This window comes from Leisingera sp. (assembly GCF_982940295.1).
The window spans coordinates 58,463-74,309 of the sequence record NZ_CEYXRG010000007.1 but is presented as its reverse complement, the minus strand read 5'-3'; the positions used below and the strand labels follow the sequence as shown (position 1 = coordinate 74,309).

The 15,847-nt window shown below is 65.1% G+C and carries 19 protein-coding genes; all 19 read right to left on the bottom strand.

The window, feature by feature from the left end:
• Nucleotide 1: 1 nt before the first annotated feature.
• The 19 genes from AC4HIX_RS08705 to pcaF all read right to left on the bottom strand — a co-directional run bounded on the left by AC4HIX_RS08705 (nucleotide 2) and on the right by pcaF (nucleotide 15,757).
• Nucleotides 2-967, bottom strand: a complete 966-nt coding sequence (locus AC4HIX_RS08705; RefSeq protein WP_490398694.1) for an ABC transporter permease — start codon at nucleotides 965-967, stop codon at nucleotides 2-4.
• Nucleotides 967-2,061, bottom strand: a complete 1,095-nt coding sequence (locus tag AC4HIX_RS08700) for an ABC transporter permease (RefSeq protein WP_490398693.1) — start codon at nucleotides 2,059-2,061, stop codon at nucleotides 967-969. The genes AC4HIX_RS08705 and AC4HIX_RS08700 overlap by 1 nt, the downstream gene beginning before the upstream one ends.
• A complete protein-coding gene (locus AC4HIX_RS08695; RefSeq protein ID WP_475050275.1) occupies nucleotides 2,062-3,591 on the bottom strand; it encodes an ABC transporter ATP-binding protein in 1,530 nt (509 codons plus the stop codon).
• A complete protein-coding gene (locus AC4HIX_RS08690; protein WP_490398692.1) occupies nucleotides 3,588-3,941 on the bottom strand; it encodes a nuclear transport factor 2 family protein in 354 nt (117 codons plus the stop codon). Before AC4HIX_RS08690 ends, AC4HIX_RS08695 begins: the two co-directional genes overlap by 4 nt.
• Nucleotides 3,942-3,958: 17 nt before the next feature.
• Entirely contained in the window at nucleotides 3,959-4,954 is a 996-nt protein-coding gene (locus AC4HIX_RS08685; protein WP_490398691.1) for a BMP family lipoprotein, read from the bottom strand.
• A 155-nt stretch (nucleotides 4,955-5,109) separates the two neighbouring features.
• Nucleotides 5,110-5,535: a GNAT family N-acetyltransferase gene (locus AC4HIX_RS08680; protein WP_490398690.1), complete on the bottom strand. Its 426-nt coding sequence runs from the start codon at nucleotides 5,533-5,535 to the stop codon at nucleotides 5,110-5,112.
• Nucleotides 5,528-6,124: a tRNA (adenosine(37)-N6)-threonylcarbamoyltransferase complex dimerization subunit type 1 TsaB gene (gene tsaB / locus AC4HIX_RS08675; protein ID WP_490398689.1), complete on the bottom strand. Its 597-nt coding sequence runs from the start codon at nucleotides 6,122-6,124 to the stop codon at nucleotides 5,528-5,530. Before tsaB ends, AC4HIX_RS08680 begins: the two co-directional genes overlap by 8 nt.
• A 21-nt stretch (nucleotides 6,125-6,145) precedes the next feature.
• Entirely contained in the window at nucleotides 6,146-6,712 is a 567-nt protein-coding gene (locus AC4HIX_RS08670) for a NifU family protein (protein ID WP_475050286.1), read from the bottom strand.
• Nucleotides 6,713-6,776: 64 nt separating this feature from the next.
• Nucleotides 6,777-7,382 carry a 2-hydroxychromene-2-carboxylate isomerase gene (locus tag AC4HIX_RS08665; RefSeq protein ID WP_490398688.1) on the bottom strand — a complete coding sequence of 202 codons (606 nt, stop codon included), beginning with the start codon at nucleotides 7,380-7,382 and terminating at the stop codon, nucleotides 6,777-6,779.
• A 21-nt stretch (nucleotides 7,383-7,403) separates the two neighbouring features.
• On the bottom strand, nucleotides 7,404-7,859 hold the full coding sequence (locus AC4HIX_RS08660; protein WP_027235076.1) for a universal stress protein: 456 nt from the start codon (nucleotides 7,857-7,859) through the stop codon (nucleotides 7,404-7,406).
• 307 nt (nucleotides 7,860-8,166) lie between these two features.
• Nucleotides 8,167-9,030, bottom strand: a complete 864-nt coding sequence (locus AC4HIX_RS08655) for a branched-chain amino acid aminotransferase (protein WP_490398687.1) — start codon at nucleotides 9,028-9,030, stop codon at nucleotides 8,167-8,169.
• A gap of 221 nt (nucleotides 9,031-9,251) precedes the next feature.
• Complete coding sequence (locus AC4HIX_RS08650; protein ID WP_490398686.1) at nucleotides 9,252-9,746, bottom strand: VOC family protein; 495 nt, start codon at nucleotides 9,744-9,746, stop codon at nucleotides 9,252-9,254.
• Nucleotides 9,747-9,948: 202 nt separating this feature from the next.
• Complete coding sequence (locus AC4HIX_RS08645; protein WP_490398685.1) at nucleotides 9,949-10,710, bottom strand: Phenylacetic acid catabolic protein; 762 nt, start codon at nucleotides 10,708-10,710, stop codon at nucleotides 9,949-9,951.
• A 48-nt stretch (nucleotides 10,711-10,758) separates the two neighbouring features.
• Nucleotides 10,759-11,832 (bottom strand): 1,2-phenylacetyl-CoA epoxidase subunit PaaE, encoded by a 1,074-nt coding sequence (paaE, locus tag AC4HIX_RS08640; protein ID WP_490398684.1) that lies wholly within the window; start codon nucleotides 11,830-11,832, stop codon nucleotides 10,759-10,761.
• 10 nt (nucleotides 11,833-11,842) lie between these two features.
• Nucleotides 11,843-12,316 carry a 1,2-phenylacetyl-CoA epoxidase subunit PaaD gene (gene paaD / locus AC4HIX_RS08635; RefSeq protein ID WP_475050300.1) on the bottom strand — a complete coding sequence of 158 codons (474 nt, stop codon included), beginning with the start codon at nucleotides 12,314-12,316 and terminating at the stop codon, nucleotides 11,843-11,845.
• A gap of 127 nt (nucleotides 12,317-12,443) precedes the next feature.
• Nucleotides 12,444-13,205 carry a 1,2-phenylacetyl-CoA epoxidase subunit PaaC gene (paaC, locus tag AC4HIX_RS08630; RefSeq protein ID WP_490398683.1) on the bottom strand — a complete coding sequence of 254 codons (762 nt, stop codon included), beginning with the start codon at nucleotides 13,203-13,205 and terminating at the stop codon, nucleotides 12,444-12,446.
• A complete protein-coding gene (paaB, locus tag AC4HIX_RS08625; protein WP_008562338.1) occupies nucleotides 13,205-13,489 on the bottom strand; it encodes a 1,2-phenylacetyl-CoA epoxidase subunit PaaB in 285 nt (94 codons plus the stop codon). Before paaB ends, paaC begins: the two co-directional genes overlap by 1 nt.
• 63 nt (nucleotides 13,490-13,552) lie before the next feature.
• Nucleotides 13,553-14,530, bottom strand: coding sequence for a 1,2-phenylacetyl-CoA epoxidase subunit PaaA (paaA, locus tag AC4HIX_RS08620; RefSeq protein ID WP_259958542.1), 978 nt, complete (start codon nucleotides 14,528-14,530; stop codon nucleotides 13,553-13,555).
• Nucleotides 14,531-14,554: 24 nt separating this feature from the next.
• Nucleotides 14,555-15,757 (bottom strand): 3-oxoadipyl-CoA thiolase, encoded by a 1,203-nt coding sequence (pcaF, locus tag AC4HIX_RS08615; RefSeq protein WP_490398682.1) that lies wholly within the window; start codon nucleotides 15,755-15,757, stop codon nucleotides 14,555-14,557.
• Nucleotides 15,758-15,847: the final 90 nt, after the last annotated feature.

The window sequence follows — 15,847 nt, the reverse complement described above, 5'->3', positions numbered from 1 at the left end:
CTCAGCGCTCCTTGACGTAGGGCTGGCCGCCGGCGCGGGGCGGGATTGCCTTGCCGACGAAACCGGCCAGGATCACCACCGTCAGCACATAAGGCAGCGCGTCCATGGCCTGAACCGGGATCACGATGCCGCCAAGCTCGATGTTCTGGAACCGCAGGGCGACCGCCTGCAGCAGCCCGAACAACAGGCAGGCACCCATCGCGTGCCACGGCCGCCACTTGGCAAAGATCAGCGCAGCGAGCGCGATGAATCCGCGGCCGGCGGTCATGTCCTTGACGAAGCCCGCCTGCAGCGCGGTGGCCAGATAGGCGCCGGCAATGCCGCACAGCAAACCGCAGATCATCACCGCGCCGTAGCGCAGGCCGACAACCGAGACGCCTGCGGTGTCCACTGCCGCCGGGTTTTCACCCACTGCGCGCAGGCGCAGGCCGAACCGGGTGCGGAACAGGATCCACCAGGTGGCCGGCACCGCCAGGAAGGCGAGGTAGACCAGCACCGAATGGCCTGACAGCAGCTCGGAGTAAATCGGGCCCAGAACAGGCACGCCAGAGAGGCTGTCGGCAAAGGGCAAGGTGATCGGGGTGAACCGGCCGCCGCTGAACAGCGACGGCGTGCGGCCGCCCTGCTGGAACCAGTCCTGGGCAATCAGCACCGTCATGCCCGCGGCCAAAAAGTTGATCGCAACGCCGGAAATCAGCTGGTTGCCGCGGAAGGTGATCGACGCCACCCCGTGCAGAAGCGCCAGCACCAGCGAGGAGCCGATGCCCGCCAGCAGGCCCAGCCAGACATTGCCGGTCACCGCAGCGACGGCGGCGGAGAAGAAGGCGGCCATCAGCATCTTGCCTTCCAGGCCGATGTCAAAGATGCCTGCACGCTCGGAGTAGAGGCCGGCGAGGCAGGCCAGCAGCAACGGTGTGGCCAGGCGGACGGTGGAATCCAGAATCTGGATGATCGTCAGGAAATCCATCAGTTCTGCCCCTTCCGCACCGCCAGGAAGATCTTCTCAAGCGGCATCCGGACCATGTTGTCGAGCGCGCCGGTGAACAGGATCACCAGGGCCTGGATCACCACGATCAGCTCGCGCGGGATCGAGGTCCAAAGCGCCAGCTCCGCGCCGCCCTGGTAGAGGAAGCCAAAGAGGATCGCTGCCAGGAACACTCCAAACGGATGGTTGCGCCCCATCAGCGCCACCGCGATGCCGATGAAGCCGGCGCCTTCGGTGGCGTTCAGCACCAGGCGTTCCGCTTCGCCCATCACGTTGTTCACGGCCATCATGCCGGCCAGCGCGCCGGAGATCAGCATCGCGATCATGATCGTGCGGACCGAGGAGATGCCGGCATAGCGGGCGCCGGGCTCCGATTTGCCCAGGGAGCGGATCTCATAACCCAGCGGCGTGCGCCAGATCAGCAGCCAGACGAACAGGCAGGCGCCCATGGCAACCAGCAGGCTGACGTTGGCGGGGGCCGACTTGGAGAAGTTGATGCCGATCGGGGCCAGCAGCTCATGCAGGGAGGGCAGGTGCACCGCCTCGGGGAAGCGTTCGGTGGCCGGGTCCATCGAGCCTTCGGGGCGCAGCACGTTGACCAGCACATAGTTCAGCACCGCCGCGGCGATGAAGTTGAACATGATGGTAGTGATCACGATATGGCTGCCACGCTTGGCCTGAAGGTAAGCGGGGATTGCGGCCCAGGCAGCCCCAAAGATCCCGGCACCAAGCGCTGCAAAGACCAGCGCCAGCGCCCAATGCGGCCAGGGGATCAGCAGGCAGACCAGCGCCACGCCCAGGCCGCCCAGCATCGCCTGGCCTTCGCCGCCGATGTTGAACAGGCCGGCATGGGCGGCAACCGCCACCGCCAGGCCGGTAAACATGAAGTTGGTGGCGTAATAGAGCGTGTAGCCCCAGCCATAGGTGGAGCCCAGGGCGCCGTCGACCATCAGCTTGACCGCAGCCACCGGGTCCTCGCCGATCCCGAGGATCACCAAGGCCGACAGAAGTGCGGCCAGGATCAGGCTGATCAGCGGGATCAGGACCACATCGGCCCATTTCGGCATCTTGTCCATTTACGCGGCCTCCCCCGCGACACCGGCCATCAGCAGGCCGAGCTCTTTCTCATCGGTCTGATCCGCAGGGCGTTCGCCCATGATCATGCCGTCAAACATCACCGCAACCCGGTCGGAGAGCGACAGGATCTCCTCCAGCTCGACGGAGACCAGCAGGATCGCCTTGCCCTGATCGCGCAGCGCGACGATCTGCTTGTGAATGAATTCGATGGCGCCGATATCGACACCGCGGGTCGGCTGGCCGACCAGCAACAGGTCCGGGTTGCGCTCAATCTCGCGCGCGACAACGATCTTCTGCTGGTTGCCGCCGGAGAAATTCTTGGCCGCCAGCCAGGGGTCCGGCGGGCGCACGTCGAACTTCTCCATCTTGGCCTCGGTATCGGCCTGCAGGGAGGCGTTGTTCATCAGCACACCCTTCTGATAGGCCGCATCGCGGTGATAGCCGAAAGCCACGTTCTCCCAAGCGTGGAAGTCCATGATCAGGCCCTCGCGCTGGCGGTCCTCCGGCACATGGCCGATGTGGGCGTCCCGGCGCGCCTTGGCATCCGAGCCCGGCCCGCGCAGGGGCAGGGGGGTGCCGTGCAGCTTGATACTGCCCGTGCCCGGACGCATGCCGCCCAGAACCTCCAGCAGTTCCGACTGGCCGTTGCCCGCGACGCCGGCGATGCCGACGATCTCGCCCGCGCGCACGGTCAGGTCGATGCCCTTGACGCGCTCGACGCCGGCCTCGTCCACCACCCGCAGGTTCTCGATCTCCAGGATCGGGGCGCCGGGCTGGGCGGGCACCTTATCGACGCGCAGAAGCACCTTGCGGCCCACCATCAGCTCCGCCAGGTGCTCGGGGCTGGTCTCGGCGGTCTTGACGGTCGCGGTCATCTGGCCGCGCCGCATCACCGAAACGGTGTCGGTGTACTCCATCACCTCCCGCAGCTTGTGGGTGATCAGGATGATGGTCTTCCCCTCGGCGCGCAGCCGGTCGAGGATGCGGAACAGCTGGTCGGCCTCCGACGGTGTCAGCACGCCGGTCGGCTCATCCAGAATCAGGATCTCCGCCTTGCGGTACAGCGCCTTGAGGATTTCCACCCGCTGCTGCGCGCCGACGCCGATTTCGTCGATGCGCGCATCGGGGTCCACGAACAGCTCGTATTCTTCCTCCAGCGCCTTCAGCTCCTTGCGGGCGCGGCGCAGCGAGGGCATCAGCATGCCGCTGTCCTCGGCGCCCAGCACGATGTTTTCCAGCACGGTGAAATTCTCCACCAGTTTGAAATGCTGGAACACCATGCCGATGCCCGCGGCAATCGCCGCCTGGCTGTCCGGGATCTCGGTCTTCTTGCCGTTGATGAAAACCTCCCCTTTGTCGGCCTTGTAAAAGCCGTAGAGGATCGACATCAGCGTCGACTTGCCCGCACCGTTTTCACCGATGATACCGTGAATGGTGCCGGGGGCGACGCGGATGGAAATGTCCTTGTTTGCCTGGACCGGGCCAAAGGCCTTGGAGATGCCTTTGAGTTCGATGGCGGGGGCAGTCAAGAGGGCTCTCCCATGCCTGTATATCCGATCAGCCGCACCACTTTGCCATCTTGCAGATCGGCAAAATACTGGCCGCGCACCATGCGGGTGCCGTCCTTCAGGAAATCCACCGTGGCTCGCGCGTGGCCATGGTGTTCCGAGACGGCCACGACTTTGGCCTCGGCGCCCGGCATCTTCGCGCTGAACTGCGCGATGTATTCCAGATAGGCGTCGCGGCCCTCGATGGGGGCGGGGGTGTTGGGATCGGAATAATAGAATTCGGGCCCGATCGCCGCGTCGGTTTTTGCAACACGGCCTTCGGGGGTTGGGTCGCCCCAGGCCGCAAACAGAATATGAATAGACTCCGTCATGGCCTGGGGCTTTCTCTTTAGAAGCTCAGCGCCGGGCAGCTGTCATCGGACATGTAGTCATGCACCTTGATCTCGCCCGAGGCGATCTTGGCAGCAGCGTCGTCCACCGCGGCCTTCATTTCGCCGGTCACCAGATCGGCGTTGTGCTCATCCATCGCATAGCCGACGCCGCCATTGGCCAGGCCCATGACAGAGAAGCCGGTCTCCATCTCGGCACCGTCCGAGAACGCCTCGAACACGGCGTTGCCGACGTTCTTGGTCATCGAGGTCAGCACCTTGCCCGGGTGCAGGTGGTTCTGGTTGCTGTCCACGCCGATCGACAGGATGCCCTCGTCGGCCGCGGTTTGCAGAACGCCCACACCGGTGCCGCCGGCCGCGGCATAGACCACGTCAGCGCCCTGGGAGATCTGCGCCTTGGTCAGCTCCGAGCCCTTCACCGGGTCGTTCCAGGCTGCCGGGGTGGTGCCGGTCATGTTGGAAATCACCTTGGCGTCCGGGTTGGCGGCCTTGACGCCTTCGGCATAGCCGCAGGCGAACTTGCGGATCAGCGGGATGTCCATGCCGCCGATAAAGCCTACGGTGTTCGACTTGGACGCCATCGCCGCCAGCATGCCGACCAGGTAGGAGCCTTCGTGCTCGTTGAAGACAACCGAACGCACGTTGTCGCCCTCAACCACCATGTCGATGATGGTGAACTTGGTGTCCGGGTAGTCGGCTGCCACCTGGCCCAGGGCGTCGGCAAAGGCAAAGCCCACCATCACGATCGGGTTGGCGCCGGCCTCGGCAAAGCGGCGCAGCGCCTGCTCGCGCTGGGCTTCGGACTGCAGCTCGATCTCGCGGTAGCTGCTGCCGGTCTCCTCGACCCAGCGCTGGGCGCCGTTGTGCGCAGCTTCGTTAAAGCTCTTGTCGAACTTGCCGCCCAGGTCGAAGATCAGCGCGGGCTCGGCCAGCGCGGCACCTGCTGTCAGGGCCAGCGACGCGGCTGCGCCCATCAGCGGTTTCATCAGGGTCATCAGGTTAACTCCCACTGTCATTTTTGTTGGATGCAGCGGGGAATTTCCGCTGCCCGGCCACGTTCAGGCCATAGAGGGTGCGGCAATTTAGCCTGCAGGGCAGGGAGAGGGTCAACCGCTTTTTGACCATTTGGTGCGAAATCCGCGCAACTGGCCTAGCGTAAACCTTTTCTCATCAGGATTGCATCCGCCGGTTTTGCCCCTTTCCGGCGGTAATATCCGGCCCGGCGCCCGCATTCCGCGAATCCGCAGGCGCGGTACAGCGCTTGTGCCGGGGCGTTGTCGGCGGCGACTTCCAGGAACACCTCAGCCGCGCCGCGGGTGCGGGCGGCTGATTCCCAGTCCGCCATGCAGGCGCGGGCCAGCCCCTGGCGCTGATGGCCGGGGGCGGTGGCAATGGTCAGCAGCTCTGCCTCATCCGCGATCACCCGCACCAGCGCAAAACAGCGGGCGTCGCCCGAGGCAAAGGTCAGCGGGCTGTCCAGCAGGGAGGCAAACTCCGCCGCCGACCAGGGGCGCGACTGGGTGAAGGCCGCGGCATGGGTGGCGGCCATCGCTTCGGGTGTCAGCGGGTCAGCCATCAATCAGTGCCGGCGGCACATCGCTGGACGGCGCAGCATCGGCAGAGCGCAGGTACAAGGGGGCAGGCGGCTCGGTCACAGTCTGAAACCGCGCGGCTGCGATCCGGGCGATGGCTTCGGCCATCCCCGCGGGGCTCGCCTCAGGCGCACACGCCAGCCCGGCGCCGCGGGCGGCATCCTCCGCCTGCTGGCGCGGCATCAGACGCGGCGTTTCGCCCGGCAATGCGGCATAGACCTGATCGCGCGGCGCCGGCACCGCGGGCAGGGTGCCTTCGGCCGCGCGGGCCTCAAACCCGTCAACACCCACGGCGGGAATCTCCAGCCCAAGCGCCAGGCCGCGCGCGGCGGATACCGCGATGCGGATGCCGGTGAAATTGCCGGGGCCGACACCGACGCCGATGGCATCAAGGTCGGCCCACGCGGCGCCGCCTTCTGCCAGAACTTCTTCCAGCAGCGGCATCAGCCGTTCGGCCTGGCCGCGGGTCATTTCTTCCAGCCGGGAGGCCAGCAGCTGATCCCCGCGCAGCAAAGCGGCCGCGCAATGCGCGGCCGATGTGTCAAATCCCAGAACCAGCGGTTCGGAGGTCATGTGTTGTCCTTTCGCAGCCGGTCAGACGGCAACCGGGCGCACCTCGGTGACTTCCGGGATGTAGTGGCGCAGCAGGTTCTCGATCCCCATCTTCAGGGTCAGGGTCGAGGACGGGCAGCCCGCGCAGGCACCTTGCATGTGTAGGTAGACAACACCGCGGTCAAAGCCGTGGAAGGTGATGTCGCCGCCGTCCTGAGCCACTGCCGGGCGCACGCGGCTGTCCAGCAGCTCCTTGATCTGGTTGACGATTTCGGCGTCCTCGCCGGAATGCTCGGCGTGGCCGGAGGCCGGATCGGCAGAGCCGTCCGCCATCACCGGCTGGCCGGACTGGTAATGCTCCATCACCGCGCCCAGGATGGCGGGTTTGATGTGGTCCCAATCAACACCGTCGGCCTTGGTCACGGTCACGAAATCATTGCCGAAGAACACGCCGGTCACGCCTTCAACCGCAAAGATGCGGGACGCCAGCGGGGATTTACCTGCAGCGTCTGCGCTGGGGAAGTCGGCGGTGCCGACCTCCAGAACGGTCTGGCCCGGCAGGAATTTCAGCGTCGCCGGGTTGGGCGTGGATTCGGTCTGAATGAACATGTCGGGTCTCCGTTAAGCGTGCCCCCGATATGCGCCTTGCGGCCTGCCAAGTCAAGATTTGGAACTATTCTAAATTCGGGCGGCCTGCGGCGTGCTCCAGCGCTTGCTCCAGACGGTCGTCGCCCCAGAACAGCTCCGGGCCGCAGGTAAAGCTGGGCGCGCCGAAAATGCCGGCCGTAATCGCCTCTTCGGTCTGTGCCCGCAGTGCCGATTTGATATCGGCGGATTGTGCGCGTGAAATCAAACCTGCATCAAGGCCGGATTTGCGCAGGCATTCTTGAAGTGCCGCGTCGCTGGAAATATCCGAGCCGTCTCCGAACTGCGCCTGGAACACCGCCATTGTGAAAGCTTCAAGGCAGTCCTGCTCGGCGGCGGCCAAAGCCAGCCGCGCGGCCTTCAGTCCGTTTTGCGGAAACGGATCCGGGCGGCGGAAGGGCAGCCCGCGGGCCGCACAGATCCGCTCCATGTCGCGCCACATGTAGCGGCCTTTGGCGGGGTAGATATTGAACGGGGAGGTGTCCCAGCCTTGCGCAGCAAACACCGGCCCCAGCAGGAACGGTTTCCAGGTGACGGACACCCCGCGGCCGGCAGCCAGCTCGCCAATCCGCATCACGCTGAGATAGGAATAGGTGGAGGCGAACTCGAACCAGAATGTGATCCTGCCATTCATTGCCTCTGCCGTGCCATCTGCTCAGGTAATTGCTTCCAGCTTCTCTTTGCTGAGGTCGCCCGGCACGATGGTGATCGGCACCGGCAGGGTGCCGGAATTCTTGGTCAGCTGGGTGACCAGCGGGCCCGGTCCCTTGCGCCCGGTGCCGGCCCCCAACACCAGCACGCCGATTTCCGGGTCGCCCTCGATATAGTCAAGGATTTCCGGCACCGGCTCGCCCTCGCGGATGACCAGTTCCGGGTCGACGTTCTGGCGGTCGCGCATCCATTTGGCAAAGACTTCGAAATGCGCATGGATCCGCTCGCGGGCTTCCTCCCGCATCACTTCGCCGACGCCGATCCAGTGGTTGAACTCGTCCGGCGGGATCACCGACAGGATGGTGACGCCGGCACCGGTATGCGCCGCGCGCATCGCGGCGAACCGCATGGCGTTCAGGCATTCGCGGCTGTCATCCAGTACCACAAGGAATTTGCGCATTTTCGCTCTCTCGTTGTTCCTCGGCGGATCATGACGCAAGCGGGCGCATCAGGCAATAGAGCCAAACCCTTTGAGCCGTTTCAGGAAACTGGCGCTAGGTCCGGGCGGGGGGGGAGGCGCTCCCGCGCCCGCAGGATCTTCCGGCTGCGCCGGAAGCCCCTTTGCGGCCTTGGGCCTGGCGCCGCGCAAGGCGCGGCGTGGCACCGTGCGCAGGCACGGTGCCATGCCCAACTGTGCAAGGGCCTTTGGTACAAAGGCCCGGAGCAGACGGGAGGGTGTCCTGGCGTGTGGGTAAGGGCGGCTGCGGTTACGTCCCGCTGCGGGCCCAGTCCCAATACAACTCACGCACCCGCTTGGCGACGGGGCCGGTTTGATACCGGCACTCGTCGAATGCGGTGACCGGTGTCACTTTGCTCATGTTGCCGGAGAGGAAGATCTCATCGGCTTCTTCGAAATCCTGATACCCCAGCACGCATTCATGCACGGTGATGCCATCGGCGCGCATGTTCACGATGTGGCGGGCGCGGGTGATGCCGGCCAGGAAGGTGCCGTTGGGGATCGGAGTGAAGACCTCGCCATCGCGGACCATGAAAACATTGGTGGTGGCGGTCTCCGCGACATTGCCCATGGCGTCCTGCACCAGCGCATTGGTGAAACCCTTGCTGCGGGCTTCGCGCAGCATCCGGGCGTTGTTGGGATAAAGACAGCCGGCTTTGGCGTTCACCACCGCGTTCTCCAGCACCGGGCGGCGGAAGCGGGTGCGGGTGAGAGTTGCGGCGGCCGTGTCCGGCGCCATCGGGATCTCCTCCAGGCTGACGGCAAAGCGGGTGCTGTCCGGGTCCGGCGCAATCAATGTCGCGTCGCCATCGGCAGCCCAATACATCGGCCGGATATAGACGGCGGAGCCGGGGGCAAACCCTTCCAGACCCTCGCGGATCAGCTCCACCATCTGCTCAACAGTGTGCGTGGGCGTCATCAGCAGCGCCTTCGCCGAGGCATTGGTGCGGGCGCAGTGGAGGTCCAGATCCGGGGTCACCCCGTCAAAGAACCGCGCTCCGTCGAACACTGAGGACCCCAGCCACATCGCGTGATCCGCCGCCCGCATCACCGGCAGGTCGCGGTCGTGCCAGCGGCCATTGAAATAGGTCCGGATTGTACCGCTTACAGCCATATTTCCCCTCCCTCTGCTTGCCGTTAGGGTAGGCAGGGAAAGGTCAGAGGTCCAGACCTAACATGGCTCGCCCGGGTCCAGGAAAAGCAGCGGTTTTGCTGCTTTTATTTTGCGTTACAGCGTGTTGCCGGGAACATGGACGCATTCTGACGCTGCGTCTTTTGGGTCAGCATCTCTGACCAATTGTTTCGCGCGCGAAACATTCCGGCAGCAAGCCTGACCTACTCAACCTCTGCGAGCAAAGCCTCCAAATCCAGGGCCTCTGTCCCCATAGCGAGGCTGCCGTCGCGCCCGCGCGGCCACTCCGTCTCAGGCCGGTCGCGGTAAAGTTCCACCCCGTTGCCGTCGGGATCGCGCAGATAGAGTGCTTCGGACACCCCGTGATCGGCGGCGCCGTCCAGCGCGATGCCTGCGTCCAGCACCCGCCGCAGCACCGCAGCCAGGCTCCGGCGGTCCGGCAGCAGGATGGCGGTATGATATAGTCCGGTCATATTGGGCGCCGGGGCAGGACCCCCGCGCGACTGCCAGGTGTTGAGGCCGATGTGGTGGTGATAGCCGCCGGCCGACAGGAAGGCAGCGGAGGAGCCCAGCCGCTGGGTCACCTCAAAGCCGAGGACACCGCTGTAGAAGCCGATTGCCCGCTCCAGGTCCGAGACCTTCAGGTGGACATGGCCAATGCCGGTGCCTGCGGGAAGTTTTGCCGTGCCGGTGCTCATTGCAGCCTCCATTTGTCTGGTGGTGCAGATATGGCTGCTGAGCGCCTTGGGTTCCATTCCGCAGCGCCGCACCATGTGCCTGTGGATTTGCACAGCACCGCCAGTGGCGGCGCAGGCCCGCGCGCCGTCAGGCGCGCCGGACCCAACCCGGCCAGCGCATCTTTGATGCGCTGCAGCCCGGGCGGGAGTTTGCAGGTCAGGATCAGGCGGCTGGTTTCAGGCCGGCCTTGTCCAGAATGGCCCCGGCGTCCTGCTGCCAGCGGGCCTTGAGATCCGCATTCGGGGTGCGGCGCAGGCCCATGGCCTTCAGCCCTTCGAATTTATCCGAGGCCTCCTGACCAAAGCTCGCCGCGACCCGCGGCCACCAGTAGTCTGCCAGTTCCTGCAGTCCATCGGTGCCCTGGGCCTCGACCAGCACCATCAGCCCTTCTTCGGCCAGCTCGGCGTGGCGGGTCTCCACCGGCAGGATGGCGCGGAAGGCTTCGGCCAGCGGCTGGTAGGAGACGTGGCTCAGTTCCTCCAGCTGCAGCACCACTGCGCGGCCCATCAGCAGGTTCATCATCACCGCGTCGGCCCAGCCTTCCAGCGGGTAGTTGAACACCGCCAGCCGCATGTCGTGCTTGGTCCGGCTCTGACCGATGTCGGCATCCCGCTCCAGCCGCGCGGTCCAGGGGTGATGGTCGGCATAGCGCTCGGTGTCGGCGCCGAAGTCGCCCATGATCCGCAAGACCTTCTCCGCGTGATCGGTCTTTTCCAGCACGATACGCGCCGCGGCGATGCGGGCCTTGATGCCGGGGCCTTCGTTGATGATGTCGGCAAAGCCCGCGGCGCCGGCCAGTTCGCTGTCGACGAAGGTCGCCATCAGCTTCATCAGCTCGGCGCGGTAGCGCGGCGGCACATTGGACGGGTTGGTCAGAACCCCGCCCTGGGCCAGATAGCTTGTGATGCTCATCTCTTCGGACATGAAACGTCCTCCCTGAAAACTCCGGCTAACCGGTTATTTGAAATTCCCTTACTGATCGTAGTCGACAACTACGCTGTCGGTCACCGGATAGGCCTGGCAGGACAGCACATAGCCTTTTTCGACCTCGTAATCCTCCAGCGCGTGGTTTGCGACCATTTCGACTTCGCCTTCCAGCACCTTGCAGCGGCAGGTGGAGCAAACGCCGGCCTTGCACGCGTAAGGCGCGTCCATCGCGTTTTCCAGTGCCGCATCCAGCAGGGTTATGTCCTTGCCCATCTCGATGGTCTGGGTGGCACCGTCCAGGGTGATGGCGGCCTTGGTCTGGTTGGCGCTGCTGGCTGCGTCTTTTGCGGTGGCTTTGCGCTTGGCGCGGCCCGGCTGGGCCGAGGCGAACAATTCGAACTTGATCTGGCTGTCATCAAGGCCGGCAGTGCGCAGTGCGGCAGCGATGCCCAGCATCATTGGTTCCGGGCCGCAGATAAAGGCGGTGTCGACCGACTTGATGTCGATCCAGTGCTCGAACAGCTGGGCGCATTTCTCCTCGGTCACCAGGCCGGTGAACAGGTCGATTTCCTGTGCGTCGGATTCCAGCACGTGGATCACGTTGAACCGGCCCATGTAGAGGTTTTTCAGATCCTCCAGCTCCTCGCGGAACATGATCGTGTTCACGCCCTTGTTGGCGTAGACCAGCGTGAAGGACGAGTTGGGCTCCGCCGCCAGCGTGGTCTTGAGGATCGACAGGACGGGTGTGATGCCGGAGCCGCCGGCAAAACCCAGATAGTTCTTCTCTGCGCCTGCATCCAGCGGGGTGAAGAAGGTGCCCATCGGCGCCATAGCCTGCAGGGTGTCGCCGGCCTTCAGTTCGGTATTGGCCCAGGTCGAGAACGCACCGCCGTCGACGCGCTTGATGCCGACCTGCAGGATGCCCTCGTCCTTGCCTGCGCAGATCGAGTAGCTGCGCCGCAGCTCCTCGCCGTCGAAGTCGCGGCGGAAGGTCAAGTACTGACCTTGGGTGAAATCGAATTCCTCAGCCGCGCCATTTGCGGGCTTCAGGGTGACAACCACCGCATCGCGGATGGTCTTGCGGACGTCGGTGACTTCGAGGTCGTGAAAGCGCGCCATCAGGGTCTCCTCAGATGCACTTGAAATAATCAAAAGGTTCGAGGCAGTCCTGGCAGCGCCAGTGGGCCTTGCAGGGGGTCGAGCCGAACTGGCTGACCTTGGTGACATTCTTGCTGCCGCAGTGCGGGCATTTTTCGGGGCCGCCGGCGGGCTGGGGCGGGGCGATGCCGTAATCCTCCAGCTTGGCGCGGCCTTTTTCCGACAGCCAGTCGGTGGTCCAGGCGGGGGAGATCCGGGTCTCGATCTTCAGGTGCTCGATTCCCTTGCTGCGCAGCGCAGTCTCGATGTCGAGGCTGATGATCGAGGTCGCCGGGCAGCCTGAGTAGGTCGGGGTGACGGAAACGACCAGGGTTTCGCCCTGCCATTCCACGCCGCGGACGATGCCGAGATCGACGACCGAGATGACCGGGATTTCCGGATCCGGCACGGCGTCGAGCCACTCCCAGATCTGGTCAGTGCTTGGCTGAGTTGTCACTTGGCTCATGCGGTTACCCTCATTGGCTGTTCCGCCCGGCAGTACGCCGGGCAACGCCCGTCCCGCCCCCGCGGGGGCGGAGGTTCAACGCCCGCCGCTCGTGACGGGCGTTGCCTTCAGTTCTCTGACCGTGGCCTTACCACTTGGCGCCGGGATAGGCGCGCTGCAGCCATTGCATCTGGGTCAGCAGGTGGCCCAGGTGCTCGGTGTGCATCGCACCGGTGCGCCCGCCCTTGTGGGCAAAGCGGCTCTCCGGAATGGTCAGCGTCGCGTCGCCCAGGATGCGGGAGATCAGGGCGTCGTATTCCTCGCGCAGGGACGCCGGGTCGGGCGCGATACCTGCCTTCACCATTTCGGCGTCGGCCTCGTCGGACTGGAACATCTCGCCCACGTAGGGCCACAGATAGTCCAGCGCCTCCTGCATGCGGCGGTGGCTTTCCTCGGTGCCGTCGCCCAGTCCCACCACCGTATCGGCGGAGCGCTCCAGGTGATAGGCAACCTCTTTCGAGGCCTTTTCGGCAATTGCGGCGACCCGCTCGTCCGAGGATTTCATCAGGCGGCCCAGCTGGATCGAATGCCAGGCGTCAAACAGGAACTGGCGCATCAGGGTGCGGCCGAAGTCGCCGTTCGGCACCTCGCACAGCAGCACGTTGCGGAAATCCCAGGCGTCGCGCAGGAAGGCGAGGTCGTCGGCGGACTTGCCTTCGCCCTGCACCTCAGCCGCGAGGCCGAGCCACATCTGGGTCTGCCCGATCAGGTCCAGCGCGGTGTTGGCCAGCGCGATGTCCTCTTCCAGCACCGGCGCGTGGCCGCACCATTCGCTGACCCGGTGGCCGAGGATCAGGGTGTTGTCCCCCATCCGCAGCAGAAACTGGGCAAAAGCTTCTTCGCGGGTCATTACATTGCCCCCACTTCTTCGGGGATGTCGAAGAAGGTCGGGTGGCGGTAGACCTTCGACTCGGACGGCTCATAGAGCGGGCCCTTGTCGCTGGGCGAGGAGGCGGAGATGTGGTTCGCCTCAACCACCCAGATCGACACGCCCTCGTTGCGGCGGGTGTAGACGTCACGGGCGTTCTTGATTGCCATCTCGGCGTCCGGCGCGTGCAGGGAGCCGACGTGGCGGTGGCTCATGCCGTGCTGGCCGCGGATGAAGATTTCCCAGAGGGGCCATTCGTTTTTCATGTCTCAAATCCTCCTGGCTGAGGGGGCGCTGCGCGGCGGACCGGAGCGCCGGAATGCTTGGGGTTACTCGGCGGCGTGCTGGCGCGCGGCCTTCTTCTTGGCGTGGGCGAGCAGGCCGTCGCGGACCCAGGCGCCGTCGTCCCAGGCCTTGTTGCGGTCGGCGAGGCGGTCGACGTTGCAGGGGCCGTTGCCCTGGATCACGTCAAAGAATTCGCTCCAGTCCGGGTCGGTGTAGTCGTAATGGCCGCGCTCCTCGTTCCATTTCAGATCCGGATCGGGGATGGTGAGACCGAGGTATTCGGCCTGCGGCACGGTCTGGTCGACGAACTTCTGGCGCAGCTCGTCGTTGGTGTTCATCTTGATCTTCCACTTCATCGACTGGGCGGAATGGACCGAGTCCTTGTCGGATGGGCCGAACATCATCAGCGACGGGTACCACAGGCGGTTCAGCGCATCCTGAGCCATCTTCTTCTGCTCCGGCGTGCCCTCGGCCATCTGGCGGATGGCGTCATAGCCCTGGCGCTGGTGGAAGCTTTCTTCCTTGCAGATGCGGATCATCGCGCGGGAGTAGGGGCCGAAGGAGGTCCGCTGCAGCGGCACCTGGTTCATGATCGCGGCGCCGTCCACCAGCCAGCCCACCGCGCCGATGTCGGCCCAGTTCAGCGTCGGGTAGTTGAAGATCGACGAATACTTCATGCGGCCGTCCAGCAGCATCTCGGTGATCTCGTCGCGGGAGACACCCAGGGTTTCCGCCGCGCAGTAGAGATACAGGCCGTGACCGGCCTCATCCTGCACCTTGGCGAGCAGGATCGCCTTGCGCTCCAGCGTCGGCGCGCGGGTGATCCAGTTGCCCTCGGGCAGCTGGCCGACGATTTCCGAATGGGCGTGCTGGCCGATCTGGCGGATCAGCGTCTTGCGGTAGCCTTCGGGCATCCAGTCCTTGGGCTCGATCTTCTCGCCCGCGTCAATGCGCGCCTGGAAGGCCGCCAGCTTTTCCGGATCGTCCTGGGTCGCTTCGGATTTGATCATCTGAGCATACATGTCTGGGACCTCCTCAGGGTTTCGTTACACGCGTTCGAGGATCAGGGCGGTGCCCTGTCCAACGCCGACGCACATGGTGCAGAGCGCATACCGCCCGCCGGTGCGCTGCAATTGGTAGGCGGCGGTCAGCACCAGCCGCGCGCCGGACATGCCGAGCGGGTGGCCCAGTGCGATCGCACCGCCGTTGGGATTAACATGGGGCGCATCGTCCGCGACGCCAAGTTCGCGCAGTGTCGCAAGACCCTGCGAGGCAAACGCCTCGTTCAATTCGATCACGTCCATCTGTTCGATGGTGAGGCCGGTGCGGGCCAGCACCTTGCGGGTGGCGGGCACCGGGCCGATACCCATGATGCGCGGCTCGACGCCTGCGGCGGCCATGCCGACGATGCGGGCCATCGGTTTCAGGCCGTTCTTAGCAGCCGCGGCCTCATTTGCCATCAGGATGGCTGCGGCGCCGTCGTTGACGCCGGAGGCGTTGCCGGCGGTCACGGTCTTGTCCGGGCCGTTGACGCCCTTGAGGCCCGCCAGCTTCTCCGCCGAGGTGCCGGGGCGGGGGTGTTCGTCGGTATCCACCACCAGGTCATCGCCCTTGCGCTGGGGGATGGTGACCGGAGTGATCTCGTCCTTGAAGATGCCGGCCTCATGCGCGGCGGCCCAGCGGGCCTGGCTGCGGGCGGCGAATGCGTCCTGATCCTCGCGGCTGACGCCGTAATCCTCGGCCACGTTGTCAGCGGTCTGGGGCATCGAGTCGGTGCCGTACATCTCGTGCATTTTCTTGTTCACGAAGCGCCAGCCGATGGTGGTGTCATAGATCGCATTGGCGCGGGTGAAGGCGGATGTGGCCTTGGGCATCACGAACGGCGCGCGGCTCATGCTTTCGACGCCGCCTGCGATCGCCATGTCATAATCGCCGGCCTTGATGCCGCGGGACGCCATGCCGACCGCATCCATGCCGGAGGCGCAGAGGCGGTTGATGGTGGTGCCGGGCACTGTGGTGGGCAGGCCCGCCAGCAGCGCCGCCATGCGGGCCACGTTGCGGTTGCTTTCACCGGCCTGGTTGGCGTCGCCAAAGATCACATCGTCGAGGGCGCCCCAGTCCACGTCCGGGTTGCGCGCGGCAAGTGCGGCAATCGGCAGGGCGGCAAGATCATCGGTACGCACCTGGCTCAGCGCGCCGCCGTAGCGGCCGATCGGGGTGCGGGTGGCATCGCAGATGAAAGCATCCATGGGTGTTCGCGTCTCCTGTGGCGGCGGCAGGAAAAGCCGACCGTTGGGTCGGTATTACGCTGGAAGATGATTCGCAGCAAGTGAAATGTA

What these genes read in the sequence shown, in the direction of transcription:
- paaC (WP_490398683.1), bottom strand. Translation starts at nt 13,205, where the DNA reads ATGACCCGCGAAGAAGCTTTTGCCCAGTTTCTGCTGCGGATGGGGGAC.
- pcaF (WP_490398682.1), bottom strand. Translation starts at nt 15,757, where the DNA reads ATGGATGCTTTCATCTGCGATGCCACCCGCACCCCGATCGGCCGCTAC.
- paaD (WP_475050300.1), bottom strand. Translation starts at nt 12,316, where the DNA reads ATGAGCCAAGTGACAACTCAGCCAAGCACTGACCAGATCTGGGAGTGG.
- AC4HIX_RS08705 (WP_490398694.1), bottom strand. Translation starts at nt 967, where the DNA reads ATGGATTTCCTGACGATCATCCAGATTCTGGATTCCACCGTCCGCCTG.
- AC4HIX_RS08665 (WP_490398688.1), bottom strand. Translation starts at nt 7,382, where the DNA reads ATGAATGGCAGGATCACATTCTGGTTCGAGTTCGCCTCCACCTATTCC.
- AC4HIX_RS08655 (WP_490398687.1), bottom strand. Translation starts at nt 9,030, where the DNA reads ATGGCTGTAAGCGGTACAATCCGGACCTATTTCAATGGCCGCTGGCAC.
- tsaB (WP_490398689.1), bottom strand. Translation starts at nt 6,124, where the DNA reads ATGACCTCCGAACCGCTGGTTCTGGGATTTGACACATCGGCCGCGCAT.
- AC4HIX_RS08670 (WP_475050286.1), bottom strand. Translation starts at nt 6,712, where the DNA reads ATGTTCATTCAGACCGAATCCACGCCCAACCCGGCGACGCTGAAATTC.
- paaB (WP_008562338.1), bottom strand. Translation starts at nt 13,489, where the DNA reads ATGAAAAACGAATGGCCCCTCTGGGAAATCTTCATCCGCGGCCAGCAC.
- AC4HIX_RS08685 (WP_490398691.1), bottom strand. Translation starts at nt 4,954, where the DNA reads ATGACCCTGATGAAACCGCTGATGGGCGCAGCCGCGTCGCTGGCCCTG.
- paaA (WP_259958542.1), bottom strand. Translation starts at nt 14,530, where the DNA reads ATGTATGCTCAGATGATCAAATCCGAAGCGACCCAGGACGATCCGGAA.
- AC4HIX_RS08680 (WP_490398690.1), bottom strand. Translation starts at nt 5,535, where the DNA reads ATGGCTGACCCGCTGACACCCGAAGCGATGGCCGCCACCCATGCCGCG.
- AC4HIX_RS08700 (WP_490398693.1), bottom strand. Translation starts at nt 2,061, where the DNA reads ATGGACAAGATGCCGAAATGGGCCGATGTGGTCCTGATCCCGCTGATC.
- AC4HIX_RS08660 (WP_027235076.1), bottom strand. Translation starts at nt 7,859, where the DNA reads ATGCGCAAATTCCTTGTGGTACTGGATGACAGCCGCGAATGCCTGAAC.
- paaE (WP_490398684.1), bottom strand. Translation starts at nt 11,832, where the DNA reads ATGGCGCGCTTTCACGACCTCGAAGTCACCGACGTCCGCAAGACCATC.
- AC4HIX_RS08645 (WP_490398685.1), bottom strand. Translation starts at nt 10,710, where the DNA reads ATGTCCGAAGAGATGAGCATCACAAGCTATCTGGCCCAGGGCGGGGTT.
- AC4HIX_RS08690 (WP_490398692.1), bottom strand. Translation starts at nt 3,941, where the DNA reads ATGACGGAGTCTATTCATATTCTGTTTGCGGCCTGGGGCGACCCAACC.
- AC4HIX_RS08650 (WP_490398686.1), bottom strand. Translation starts at nt 9,746, where the DNA reads ATGAGCACCGGCACGGCAAAACTTCCCGCAGGCACCGGCATTGGCCAT.